We start from the raw sequence: 12,118 nt of genomic DNA, 5'->3' as shown, positions 1-12,118 counted from the left end.
GAGCAGCACTTTGGAGCCACTGACCGGCAGCGTGCCCGCCACAATGCGAGGGTTTTGGTAGTGGATCGTGCCACAGCCGTCGCATAAATAGCGGGGGCGGTCGTCACCTTCGGGAACGGCAAACCGGACTTTCTCACCACACTGACTACAAAAGTTCATCGCATTTTCTCTACGGCTGGTGGGTCGAGGCATCAACGTGCTTGACGATGCTCACCGTGGCTGGGTAAAAGAGAGCAAAGTAAAGAGACTCCTATGTTAGAGAAACTGCGCAAACAGCTGCAACAGCATACCCCTCAACGGCTAGACCATGTAGCACTGCCGGAAGCTGCCGTGCTCATGCCGATTGTTGAGCGACCTGCCCCCACACTACTGTTTACTCGCCGGGCCAGCCACTTGAATACCCACCGTGGCCAAGTCGCTTTTCCTGGCGGTAAACGTGAACCGGGTGACGCTGATCTATACGCCACAGCGCTGCGGGAAGCAGAAGAAGAGATTGCGCTAGCCCCTGGGCTGGTACAACCCTTAGGGCGGCTGTCGGACGTGATTTCGCTGCACGGCATTCGCGTAACGCCCTGGGTGGGTATTATTCCTCCGGATCTACCGCTGGTGGCGGACCCAGCGGAGCTGGACGCCATTTTTGAAGTCCCTCTCAGCCACTTTTTAGATGACCAGCGCACCCATACCGACGTGATTACCGTCGATGGCGTTGCCCACTATGTGCCCAGCTATCAGGTAGATGGCCACATTATTTGGGGGCTGTCTGCGATGATGCTGGTCGAGCTGTTGGCGGAAGGGTTTGGTATGAACATTGACCTTTATCAGCGCCCACCCGGTGCTTTACGCCACTACCCCGAACGACGCACCCCCACAAGCAGTCGCTCGGCCACAGCCGAACGCGCGCCCGTTACGAGAATCACGAAATGATCGCTTTATCTGAACTGGACTCTCCCGCTCTTGACCCGCAAGCCCATTTGGAGCTGGTCGACGCGCTGGTGGAACAAGGTTGGTATGTGGGGAAAGGGGTGATCGACTCGGCTCTGTGTCAAGCGCTGCACCGCGAGATCCACCACCTCGCCGAACACGACGCGCTGGATGAGGCCGGCATCGGCCGAGGCCAGCAGCACCACTTACGTAAAGATATCCGGGGTGATGCTATCCATTGGCTAGACCGAGAGAGCGACGCTCAGCGCCGCTACCTGGATGCTATGGCAGAGCTACAGCAGTCTCTCAACCAAGCGCTATTTCTTGGCCTGTTTGAGTACGAAGCCCACTTTGCTCACTACCCTGCCGGAGCCTTCTACCAGCGCCACTTGGACAGCTTTCGCGGGCGGGCCAACCGCGTGATTTCCACCGTTGGCTACTTAAACCCCGACTGGCCGAGCGACGGCGGCGGTGAAATGGTGATTTACCATCCAGATGACCCAGCCCTGGAAGTGGCCCGCGTGGTGCCCGAAGCCGGTACGTTTGCCTGCTTTTTATCGGAAACCATTCCCCACGAAGTGCTGCCCACCCGCCAGCCTCGCGCTAGCATTGCGGGCTGGTTCCGCCGCAACGCATCAATGGGCGGCGTATTAGATCCTGCCCGCTAATTTATGAGCAATAAGAGAGAGGCAGCCCTCGCAGCAAAAGTGGCCACCTTAGAAGCGCGCAACGCCACACTCGAGGAGGAAAAGCGCCACTATCAGTGGCTAGCCGAGAGCACCACGGATCTGATCTCTCGCCACGCCCGAGACGGCACGTTTTTGTATGCCTCTCAGGCCGCGCGGGAGCTGCTGGGCTATGAACCCGACGAGCTCATCGGTGTCTCCGCGTATCAGCTGTTTCACCCAGCCGATTTGAACGACCTGCTCAACAAGTCGCCACGGGTGTATTACCACGACGGTTTCTATCAGCAAACCTACCGTTTCCGCGCCAAAGCAGGCCATTATGTATGGTTTGAAACCACCAGCCGCACCCGGCGGGATGCCGAGACCGGCGAATTGATCGATATCCTGTGCGTCTCCCGAGACGTTGGGCGTCGCATTGAGGCCGAAGCGACTCGCGAGCGTTTGGCGCAGGTGGTTGAATCCACCACCGACTACGTGCTGTTTTTAGGGCCAAACCAGCGGGTATTCAGTGCTAACGAAGCCGCTCGCCGCTGCTTTGCCTTGCCAAACGAAGCGTCCACTGCGCTCAGTGAGCTATACCAAGCCGAGTCGCTGCGCTTATTAGATGAGGTAGTATTTCCCGCCGTGGAGCGTTACGGCTCATGGAGTGGCGAGCTGGAAATGCGCACCGCAAGCGGAAGCGTGCCGGTGCTCAGTGTGGTACTGGCCCACCGCAGCCGGGGGGCCGAGCCTGGCCACTTTGCCTTGGTGAATCGCGATATTAGCGCCCGCAAAGCCGCCGAGGCCCAGGCGCGTCGCCACCAAGAGCAGATTGCCCATGCTAACCGGCTAGCCGCTGCGGGGGAGCTTGCCTCCAATATCGCCCACGAGCTGAATCAACCCTTAGGCGCTATTGCCAACTACACCAGCGGCGCGCTGTTAAAGTGCCAGCAGCCCACACTGCTCGCCAGCGAGCTACAGCTTCCGCTGGAGCGCATTGACGAGCAAGTACAGCGCCTCGCCCAGCGTCTGCGCCACCTGCGCAGCTTTGTACGTAAGCGTAGCCACCAAGTGCGACCGCTGGTGCTGGCGGACGTCATCGCGGCCGCCTGTCGGCTCTGTGAGTGGCAGTATCAGCAAGCATCGATTGAGCTAGTGGTACGCGTGCCCGATACGCTACCGCGTATCTACGCCGACCCAATTGCGCTGGAGCAGGTCATCGTGAACTTACTGTTGAACGCGCTGACCGCTAGCCGCCGAGTGAACGACGCCAAGGTTGTCTGCATGAGCGCCCGGCGAAGCGGCCAGCGCCAGATCACACTAAGCGTTGAGGACGAGGGGCCGGGGGTGGAACAAGCGCACCAGCAAACGATTTTCGACGCCTTCTTTACCACCCGCGATGAAGGGCTCGGCATGGGGCTGGCCATTAGCCGCACTCTCATGGAAAGTATGGGAGGCGCCCTCTCCCTGCGCGCCGACAGCGCTAAAGGTGCCTGTTTTGACGTGTCACTGCGAACGGAGACCGATGCCTAATGCCCTCGTCTACTCACACTTCACCACCTCCCAGCGTCATTGCGGTGGTCGACGACGATGACGCCCTGCGGGAATCGCTGGTGTGGCTGTTGGAATCGGTGGGGTTAACCACTCATGCCTTTGCCAGCGGTGATGCCTTTCTAGCCACCGCCCATAACGCCTTTGGCGCACTGCTGTTAGATATTCGCATGCCGGGGATGAGCGGGCTGCAGGTGCAGCAGCAGCTAGTCGACCAGCACGCTTACCTGCCGATCATTATGATGACAGGGCACGGCGATGTGCCCATGGCGGTGGCGGCGCTGAAAAACGGTGCGTTTGAGTTTATCGAGAAGCCGTTTAATCATCAGCAGCTGATCGAAGTCGTGCAGCAGGCACTAAACAGTGCCGAACAGCAGCACCAGCGTCAGCAGGCGATAGCGCAGCTAAAAGCCTGCTTTGAGGCGCTGCGCCCGAAAGAGCAGCGCATTGTTGTTCACGTCGCAGAGGGGATGACGAACCGCGAGATCGCCGACCATATGGGTATTAGCGCCAAAACGGTTGAGGTATATCGGCTGCGTGCGATGAAGGCGATGGGGGCAGCTAATGTGGCGGAGCTGGTGCGCCAGGCAGTAGCGCTGTCATTGGTGCCTACGCTACTGCCTGTCTCCACTTAGGCAAGGGTTAGCTTAACGGCACAATCTGGCCGTTAGCCTCTTCTAACACGCGACTGACCTGCTCATAGTTCGCGCGACCTTCGCCTTCGTGCTCTTCGATCAGACTCACCACGCTCAAGAGCTTATCCATGCCAAACGCCTGATCATCGGTCGCCGTGAAGGCCTGAATGTAGGCCTCGCCGTCGGCTCCCCAACCCAGCTTGATCGGCGCATCGATGATGTTCACCTGTGTGCCCACCGGCACGCGCCAGAACACCGACTCGATATCCTCAGGGTGCATGCGAATACAGCCACGGCTGGCGCGCATGCCGATACCGTCTGGTTGGTTCGTTCCGTGAATCAAATAGCCGGGGATATCCAGCAAAATAGCGTATTGCCCCAACGGGTTATCAGGGCCAGGCGGGACCACGGCAGGAGGTGCGTCGCCGCGCTCGGCTGCCTCTCGGCGAATGGACTCAGGTGGATACCAGGCCGGATTTTCAAGGCGCATGGTGGTTTCGGTAATACCCAGCGGCGTATTGTAAGCGTCGCGCCCAATGCCGATAGGATAGGTTTCTACTCGGGGTGCTTCGCCATCCTCTACCTCGGGGTAGTAGTACATACGCAGCTCGGCAACGTTAATCACAATGCCGGTGCGGGGTTCATCGGGCAGAATAAATTGGCTGGGAATCGTCACTTCAGTGCCTTCGCCCGGCACCCAGATACTGGTATCAGGATTGGCCATGCGAATTTCTTCGTAGCCCACGTTGTGCTCCCGGGCAATGTCCAGCAGCGTATCCTCTTCGCTGGCGGTGACGGTATAGACCTCGCCCACCATATTGCCCGCGTCAGGCAGTAAAAAGTGTCCTTTCGGCAGCTCGGCTTCGCTAGCTAGCGCGCCCGTTGCCATTAGCCAAGTGCTTAGCGCCACCACACCGCTTGCTAAGTGCTGTTTAAACTGCTGAAACGGCATTACGTGTGCAATCAGGGTCATGCGTTCTCCTTTTTATGCGGCTCACGCTACGATTGGTGAGCCATGTTGGTACGAATATGCCCAGTAGCAGGCTACGGATCAACTCGCCAGACTGTCGCAGTAAGCTAAAAAGCAGCTTTCTCACATCGTTGATTTTAGTTAAGAATTCGCTATGTACGTTGCAAAACACGCTTCAACCCCTACCTTGAGAAGTGTCCTTGCACAGCGAAGTGCAGGGCCAACTCGGAGTACAAAGGAGTCGTCGTGCGTAACATCAGCCTGCCGTTACATTATCGCTATTAGGTTATTTAGGGATTAACAGGAGCACGGCTAGCCCTCTTCATCAACACGCAAGGAGCAATAACGATGAAACCGACTTTTCTCAGCACGCTGATTATTCCGGCTATGATGGCCACCGCAGGTATCGCCCAGGCCAATGAGAACAGCACGGGTATGGAAGCGTCTTACCTTACCCATGCGCCGGAAAACACTTTTCACTCTGATTCACTGACGGGCAACCAGGTTCGCAGTAGCGTTGAAAACGATGAAGATATTGGCACCATCAATGACCTGATTATCGATGAAGACGGCAAAATTAATGCCGTGGTCGTGGGTGTTGGTGGCTTCCTGGGGATGGGCGAAAAAAATGTCGCCATCGAATGGGAGTCACTTGAACTCACTAAAGATGAAAACGGTGAAGACTATGTGATTTCCGTTAACGCCTCTGAAGAAGCCCTGCAGGAAGCTCAAGAGTACAAGCGCGGCGATGACCTTACTACAGAGCGCGATACTGAGCTTAATAACAGCGAAGAGAACGTTAACGACAAGCCGGAGTAAGTTGCACTAATCAGCAAAAATCCACACAGTAAAAACTACGTAGTTTTTGCTCACAGAACAAGGGCCTTGCCAATCGGCAAGGCCCTTTTGATATAGCTTATTAAAACTGCAAGGCGCTGCCATGTAACAGCGCCTGACGTATTAACCTTTAAGCTTGGCTGACATGGTAATGTCAGCGTTGAGCACTTTAGATACCGGGCAGTTGTCCTTAGCGGTTTCAGCGGCTTCTTGGAAAGCAGCTTCGTCGGCACCACTGACGCTTGCTTCCACATCCAAATGGATGCTGGAAATATCAAAACCTGCGTCGCTTTGCGACAGCGTTACTCGCGCCTGGGTATCAATAGAATCGGCAGTGTAGCCTTTCTCACCCAGAATCATCGAAAGGGCCATGGAGAAACAGCTGGCGTGAGCCGCACCGATGAGCTCTTCGGGATTGGTACCCGGCGCGCCTTCAAAACGCTGCTTGAAAGAGTAGTCTGCATCCAGAACACCACTCTCTGTAGCAACCTTACCTTGCCCATCTTTAAGACCACCTTCCCAGTGTGCGCTTGCTTTACTATCCATTCTGTTCTCCTTTCCTAGGCTAGTTGGCTTATCACAGGGGAAACGCAGATATGCGTTCCGTGCCCACTCAGCGTAGCTGATTCTGTGCACTGATTCTATTGACGCTACTAAATCATGGCGACGTTGTCGCAATAACCGGTAGGGAAGGCTCAGCAGATGAGACCTGCAACGCATCAAGGGAGCGCTCTCCGCGCTCTTCAAAGGGGGCGCTGGCGTCAATCGTGAGTTCCACTCGACGGTTCGCCGCGCGTCCTTCAGGGGTATCGTTAGAAGCAAGCGGCCGGGTTTCGGCAAACCCTTGAATCAATAGCCGTTCTGGTGACATTTCGCCAGTCTCAGCCAGTACGTTCGCCACTGAAGCGGCACGCATCGCAGATAAGTCCCAATTACTGCGAAACTGAGCAGTGCGAATAGGTACGTTATCGGTGTGCCCATCAATAGACACTGTGCCGGTTAAATCACCCAGCAGTACGGCAAGCTCCTGTAACAGGCTGGAAAAAGCGGGGGTGACCGTGGCGGTCCCAGATCCAAAAGTGCCGTTTTCAGCAATCCGTACTACCACACGAAACTCATCAATCTCAATCTCTGCCACGCCGTCGGGCAGAGAAGACTCCAAAAGTGCCTCTACGCTGCTGGCAACCTGCAGGCTGCGCTGTCGCTGCTGGGTTTCCAGCATGTTCCGCATCGACTCAAGCTGTGGCTGCTGTTGCATCGTGCGCTGGCGTACTTCTTCAATCAAGGTGCGGTCCGGCGTTGCGGGAGAGAAGTGTTGCAGCGTCGCGCTGGTGCCCATCGGCACCTGCATGGCTTCGATATCCCGCTGCACCCCGAAGGCTTTTGAAAGCTCATCCGCCACGCGGCGAAACTTCTGGGCATCGATTTCAGCAAATGAGAGCAGCAGGACAAAAAAGCATAACAAAAGCGACATTAGATCGGCGTAGGTCACCATCCAGGCGGGAATATTGGTCTGTTTCTGCGCCATGGTTTATCCCTGTTTGCCTGCTGCGGTGCGCTCTTCACTGCCCTCTTCGCTACGGTGTTCGGGGGGAAGATAAATCGTTAGCATTTGCTCAAGCACCCGAGGGTTCTTATCGCCTTTGATGGCCAAGAGCGCATCAATCCACAGCTCCTGCATCTTGGCTTCCTGCCTCATTCGCACCCAAAGCTTGTCTGCTAGTGGAGTGGCAATCATGGTGGCAATCATCGCGCCATATAGTGTGGTCAGTAGCGCGACCGCCATAGCAGGACCAATGAGAGAATGGTCGCCCATATTGGAGAGCATCTGTACAAGCCCCACCAGCGTACCAATCATGCCCATAGCAGGAGAAACTTCGCCAAGTGCAGAGAAGACTTGGCCACCCGCCTCGTTACGTTCCAGCGTTAATAGCCGTTCCTTCTCCATCATCTCTTTAATCATGTCAGCACTAAATCCATCAGCCAACATTTGCAGACCTTTTTTCAAAAACGGAGAGTTCACTTCCCGGCTCTCTAAGGCAATCATGCCTTCCCGGCGGGCAATCTTGGAGAGCTCCACCAGCTCTTCAATACTCTCTTGAATACTGGGTAACTGAAATTTAAACGCCCGCGCCGCCGCTTTAAACGCAAACTTAAACTGCGTGATGCTGAACTTAGCCAAAACGACAAAAAGGCTTCCGCCAACAACCAGCAGTAGCCCGGTAGCATTCATAAATACTTCGGGCGAGGTCCCCATAATGACAGAGGCACCTACCAGTACGGCAGCTCCTACCAAGCCAATCAGCGTTGCGAGATCCACGGCATTTCCTTAACGGGTCATCAAATGCAATTTTACGAATGTCAGGGACAGTAGAGACTCCTACCATAGGCGTCAATGTTAAATTAGTGCTATCACTAATATTGACAAACTCGCCTCCACTTCGTGTGCCCACTTCGCTTTTTGTCACTTTATCGCTAAGCTGACGACCACTTAACACTACGGTTATCTACGTAAGGACAGACCATGTCATCAGCCGATGCGCTGCGTCTTTTATTGCTTTCATCTTTATGGGGACTGTCGTTTATATTCATGCGCGTGGCAGCACCTGAGTTTGGCGCAGTGCCACTGGTGTTAGTGCGTATGGGCATTGGTGCCTTGCTGCTGGTGCCGCTGCTACTGAGCCTGCACTACTTGCGTCTGATCTGGCAGCACAAGGGGCCACTGTTGCTGCTGGGTATCGTTAACCATGTGCTGCCCTTCTCGCTCCTAGCGCTGGCAACCACGCGCCTAGAGGCGGGGTTTACGTCACTGATTAATGCCACTACGCCGATTTTCACCGCGCTGTTAGGGGCCGCCTTTTTTGCCACGCCGGTGCAGCGCCAGCAGTACGTGGGGTTAGCGCTAGCGCTGCTTGGCGTGTATGTGCTCTCAGCGAATCGGCTGGACTTCGGCTTAGGCGGCGACGGCTGGTTTATTATTGCCGTGTTAGGCGCCACGTTCTGTTATGGCATTGCGGGCAACTACTCTAAAACACGGCTGAGCCACTTGCCTACACGGGTGTTGGCGGCTGGCAGCAGCGCCATGTCGGCGCTGGTACTACTGATTCCCGGCGTGCTGCTATGGCCAAGCGAGCCTGTTAGCACGCTGGCTTGGGGAAATGCGCTGGCGCTGGCCATGCTCAGCACCACACTGGCGTTTCTGCTCTACTTTGGTTTGCTAGCAAGCGCTGGAGCCACCGCCACCTCGACGGTGACCTTCTTGGTACCCGTTAGCGCGCTGCTGTGGGGCTATTTGCTACTGGATGAAACGCTGAGCCTACAGGTCGTCACGGGCATGGTGATTACCCTGCTGGGAACCGCGATTGCTACTAAGCTGCTGCGATTCAGGCCTCGCGGGGCGTTGCCGACACCACGTCCCCCACACGAATAACGCTGCCATCCCCTGCTGCTAAGGTGGCATTTTGACCAAAATGCGCACCTTTTAAGTGGGGCTGGGTATTCAACGCCAAGAGCGTTTTTAGTGGCTCGGCCTGGGTGGGAATAGTGCCCGTTCGCTGGTCAACAGTGGTGATTTTGCAGCGCTGGCAAGGTTTCCGCAGAGTTAGCTGGTATCCCTCTGCAGCCAGCGTTGCCCAGCGATCCTCTTCCCAAGCGTCATCACACTCCACCACGATGTTAGGACGAAAACGGTTCATGGGTACCGGCGTATGCCCAGTCTCTACCAGCGCTTGATTTAAGGCATCTAGCGAACCGGTGGTGGTGATCAAAAAGGGGTAGCCATCGGAAAAATAAGTGTGGGCTTCGCCACCTGCCAGAAAGTCCTCTTCCACCGCACGGGTGAACGTGGTGGCAAAGCGCACTAGGCTGATGCCCTTGGCCTGCTCGCCCAAGGCGGCTTCCAGCCACTCGGACACCACTTCGCTCTCCGGCAGCGCTTTACAGTGATCGCCCCATACCGAGACCAGCCGTAAGTTGCCCTGGGGCTCTTCTAACGAGATAGAAATAGGCTCAACGGCGGGATGAGAAAGCACGAGGGAATCAGGGGTTAGTGCAACCGACACGGTGGCTAGGGCGGGCAATTGGCGCTGGGTGACAAAGCGCTGGTGGGAATCCACCAGCATCCAACGGCGGTCCCAGGCGAGGCCATGGGCATGAATTTCACTTTGGGTCACATCAATCCCCTGGAGGGATTTCACCGGATAAACCGTTAATTGAGTAATTTTCACAGCGGCCTCACGCGTTCTCGGGCATAGCAGGATAAAACGCTAGCCTAACGAGGTTATCGTAAGCAGCCAAACAGTTTTTAGGATGGGCGCTATAGCGTTTTACCCGCTTCGATACGATACCCCAAATCCACCACTTTCTGCTCCAGCGCTTCGCCACGGATCCGTGCCAGCAGGGCCTTTGCGGCGGCTTCACCAATTGCCTTACGGGGTGTGACAACGCTGGCAAGGCGGGGCGTCATTGCCTGACCAACATCGTGGCCGTGGAACCCGGCAATCGCCATCTGTTCCGGCACATGAATGCCCTGGCGCTGGCACTCAAAGTAAGCGCCCACGGCAACGTCATCATTGGTGCAGAAAATGCCGTCTGCTTCGGGGTAGTTACGCTGAATTTCCTGCATCAGTGCGGCGCCTACGGTATAGGAGGAGCGCTGACTGCTCTGCAGCGTCACCGGGGCCAACCCCTGTTCTTGCATGGCTTGACGATAGCCCAGCTCACGCTGGCGGGTACGTTCATCCAAACGCACAGCTAAGTAGATAACTTGGCGACGACCACGCCGGATCATCTCGCTGACCATATCGTAGGCGGCGCGGACGTTATCGTAGCCCACCGCTTGCTGCAGCGGCGGGCGGTGAGTGTCCATGATCTCGACAATCGGAATGCCGGCGGTTTCCAGCATGCGCAGGCTACGCGGCGTATGGTCACGGTCGGACAGAATCACACCATCAACGTTATACGACAGCAGCGAGGCAAGGCTGCGCTCCTCCAGCTCCTGACTGTAGCCGTAGTGGGAAAGCATTAGGTGGTAGCCTGCTGGCTCGGTATAGGCTTCGATACCAACGATGACATCAGCAAATACTTGGTTGGTCAGCGAGGGCACCAGCACACCGATTGAGTGGCTGGTAGCGCGGGATAACAGGTCTGGGGCGCGGTTGGGGATGTAGCCAATCTGTTCGGCGATACTAAAGATACGCTCACGAAGCCCTTCAGACACCGTTTCCGGGTCGCGCAAACAGCGGCTGACGGTCATTTTGGTAGCACCAACGCGATCAGCAATATCTTGTAATGTAGGGCGTTTTTTCTTCAATGGCGTTGCTGCCTTGTACGATGGGTGGCACTCGGGCCCTACCATAACGAATAGTAGAGCCCGTCGCCTATCCCTTCCTTTAGCCTAATGAGCGGCGCTGTTCGGGTATCAGCGTGGCGCTAAAACGCTCGACGATCACCGCCGGTGTTAGGCTGATGGAGAGCGTCACCGCCTCATCTGCTGCCGGTGGTTCTAGGTCGGCTAGCTGGCTGGCTAACATACTGTCGCCCTTAAAGAAGTGCCCGGCACGAGTTTCTAAGCGCTCGCGCAGCAGCCCATGCGTGCCTTCTAGGTAAAGAATACGCAAGGCGCTATCTCCTTCCCGAAGGCGGTCGCGGTAGCGCCGTTTCAGGCCAGAGCAGGCAATCACCACCGACTCATCCCGCGCCTTATACTCGGCAAATAGCCCAGCCAGGGTTGCTAGCCAGTCGCGACGGTCATCGTCGTTCAGCGGTGTACCGCTGGCCATCTTGGCTACGTTGGCTGGCGAGTGGTGGTCATCGCCATCAATAAAGGTGGCTCCCATACTGGCCGCTAGCTGCTGACCAATGTGCGACTTCCCCGAACCTGACACCCCCATGACGAGAATACGATGTGAGCCGTTATGAGCTGAGTAAGTAGTCACTCGCGACTCCTATCAGTTACCGCGTACAGCGGTGAGGTCAGGTAACCAAGTCACAATGCTTGGGAAGGCAATGAGCAGCACCAGCACAACCAGCAGCGCGGCGTAGTAGGGCAGCATGGCTTTTACTAGTGATTCCATGGAGACTTTGCCCACGCCACAGCCGACATAAAGGCAGGTGCCCACCGGCGGTGTTAGCAGCCCAATCCCCAGAATGAAGGCCATCAGCACGCCAAAGTAAGCGGCATCCACGCCGACCGATGTGACGATAGGTGCCAGCATGGGTGCCATGATGACCATGGCCGGCGTGAGGTCCATTACAAAGCCCACCAGCAGCAACAGTGCCGCCACAATCAGCAGCAGAAGGAACGGCTCCTGGGTAATCGCCTGTACCTGACGTACCAACGTTTGCGGAACCATATTGATGGTCAAGAACCACGCAATGACGGTGGCAAAGGCCAACAGCATCATTACCATCCCGGTCAGCCTGGCGGTACGAATCAGCATGCCCATGAGTTCGCTGAGCTTGAACTCGCGGTAAACCAGCAGTGAAATCGCCAGCGAGTAAAGCAGTGCCGCGACCGCCGCTTCTGTGGCGGTGAACAC

15 protein-coding genes are annotated in these 12,118 nt (G+C 56.4%); 6 read left to right on the top strand and 9 right to left on the bottom strand.

The window, feature by feature from the left end; translation table 11 throughout:
- Positions 1 to 159, bottom strand: a 159-nt coding sequence (locus tag BIS10_RS13665) for a zinc ribbon domain-containing protein (RefSeq protein ID WP_253505967.1), incomplete at its 3' end; no start/stop codon positions are given.
- Positions 160 to 252: 93 nt separating this feature from the next.
- Here BIS10_RS13665 and BIS10_RS13660 point away from each other — a divergent pair.
- The 4 genes from BIS10_RS13660 to BIS10_RS13645 are packed head-to-tail and all read left to right on the top strand — an operon-like array spanning position 253 to position 3,772.
- Positions 253 to 924, top strand: a complete 672-nt coding sequence (locus BIS10_RS13660; RefSeq protein ID WP_253505962.1) for a CoA pyrophosphatase — start codon at positions 253 to 255, stop codon at positions 922 to 924.
- Positions 921 to 1,589 (top strand): 2OG-Fe(II) oxygenase, encoded by a 669-nt coding sequence (locus BIS10_RS13655; RefSeq protein ID WP_253505959.1) that lies wholly within the window; start codon positions 921 to 923, stop codon positions 1,587 to 1,589. Before BIS10_RS13660 ends, BIS10_RS13655 begins: the two co-directional genes overlap by 4 nt.
- A gap of 3 nt (positions 1,590 to 1,592) precedes the next feature.
- Positions 1,593 to 3,119 (top strand): PAS domain S-box protein, encoded by a 1,527-nt coding sequence (locus tag BIS10_RS13650; RefSeq protein ID WP_253505957.1) that lies wholly within the window; start codon positions 1,593 to 1,595, stop codon positions 3,117 to 3,119.
- Positions 3,119 to 3,772 carry a response regulator transcription factor gene (locus BIS10_RS13645; RefSeq protein ID WP_253505955.1) on the top strand — a complete coding sequence of 218 codons (654 nt, stop codon included), beginning with the start codon at positions 3,119 to 3,121 and terminating at the stop codon, positions 3,770 to 3,772. Before BIS10_RS13650 ends, BIS10_RS13645 begins: the two co-directional genes overlap by 1 nt.
- Positions 3,773 to 3,779: 7 nt before the next feature.
- On the opposite strand, the gene BIS10_RS13640 is transcribed toward BIS10_RS13645, so the two are convergent.
- A complete protein-coding gene (locus BIS10_RS13640; protein ID WP_392567181.1) occupies positions 3,780 to 4,745 on the bottom strand; it encodes a L,D-transpeptidase family protein in 966 nt (321 codons plus the stop codon).
- 345 nt (positions 4,746 to 5,090) lie between these two features.
- Here BIS10_RS13640 and BIS10_RS13635 point away from each other — a divergent pair, with 345 nt between their 5' ends.
- Positions 5,091 to 5,561: a PRC-barrel domain-containing protein gene (locus tag BIS10_RS13635; protein ID WP_083023055.1), complete on the top strand. Its 471-nt coding sequence runs from the start codon at positions 5,091 to 5,093 to the stop codon at positions 5,559 to 5,561.
- A 141-nt stretch (positions 5,562 to 5,702) separates the two neighbouring features.
- Here BIS10_RS13635 and BIS10_RS13630 read toward each other — a convergent pair whose 3' ends face one another.
- The 3 genes from BIS10_RS13630 to BIS10_RS13620 all read right to left on the bottom strand — a co-directional run bounded on the left by BIS10_RS13630 (position 5,703) and on the right by BIS10_RS13620 (position 7,899).
- Positions 5,703 to 6,125: an OsmC family protein gene (locus BIS10_RS13630; protein WP_083023057.1), complete on the bottom strand. Its 423-nt coding sequence runs from the start codon at positions 6,123 to 6,125 to the stop codon at positions 5,703 to 5,705.
- Positions 6,126 to 6,237: 112 nt separating this feature from the next.
- The gene (locus BIS10_RS13625; RefSeq protein WP_083023060.1) at positions 6,238 to 7,107 is read right to left on the bottom strand and encodes a flagellar motor protein MotB; all 870 of its coding nucleotides are present in this window, start codon (positions 7,105 to 7,107) and stop codon (positions 6,238 to 6,240) included.
- Positions 7,108 to 7,110: 3 nt separating this feature from the next.
- Positions 7,111 to 7,899, bottom strand: a complete 789-nt coding sequence (locus BIS10_RS13620) for a MotA/TolQ/ExbB proton channel family protein (RefSeq protein WP_253505953.1) — start codon at positions 7,897 to 7,899, stop codon at positions 7,111 to 7,113.
- Positions 7,900 to 8,103: 204 nt separating this feature from the next.
- Here BIS10_RS13620 and BIS10_RS13615 point away from each other — a divergent pair, with 204 nt between their 5' ends.
- Positions 8,104 to 9,009, top strand: a complete 906-nt coding sequence (locus BIS10_RS13615; RefSeq protein WP_253505951.1) for a DMT family transporter — start codon at positions 8,104 to 8,106, stop codon at positions 9,007 to 9,009.
- Here BIS10_RS13615 and BIS10_RS13610 read toward each other — a convergent pair.
- The 4 genes from BIS10_RS13610 to BIS10_RS13595 all read right to left on the bottom strand — a co-directional run.
- Positions 8,963 to 9,805, bottom strand: a complete 843-nt coding sequence (locus tag BIS10_RS13610; RefSeq protein WP_253505949.1) for an MOSC N-terminal beta barrel domain-containing protein — start codon at positions 9,803 to 9,805, stop codon at positions 8,963 to 8,965. The two genes, BIS10_RS13615 and BIS10_RS13610, sit on opposite strands and share 47 nt — an antisense overlap.
- Positions 9,806 to 9,894: 89 nt before the next feature.
- Positions 9,895 to 10,890 (bottom strand): gluconate operon transcriptional repressor GntR, encoded by a 996-nt coding sequence (gene gntR / locus BIS10_RS13605; RefSeq protein ID WP_253505947.1) that lies wholly within the window; start codon positions 10,888 to 10,890, stop codon positions 9,895 to 9,897.
- 79 nt (positions 10,891 to 10,969) lie between these two features.
- The gene (locus BIS10_RS13600; protein ID WP_253505963.1) at positions 10,970 to 11,470 is read right to left on the bottom strand and encodes a gluconokinase; all 501 of its coding nucleotides are present in this window, start codon (positions 11,468 to 11,470) and stop codon (positions 10,970 to 10,972) included.
- 57 nt (positions 11,471 to 11,527) lie between these two features.
- A partial coding sequence (locus BIS10_RS13595; RefSeq protein ID WP_253505945.1) for a TRAP transporter large permease subunit occupies positions 11,528 to 12,118 on the bottom strand: 591 nt, incomplete at its 5' end.

Origin of the sequence: Halomonas sp. 707B3 (genome assembly GCF_024158645.1) — a bacterium.
Lineage (GTDB): Bacteria > Pseudomonadota > Gammaproteobacteria > Pseudomonadales > Halomonadaceae > Vreelandella > Vreelandella lionensis.
This window is presented reverse-complemented; position numbering and strand designations above follow the sequence as displayed.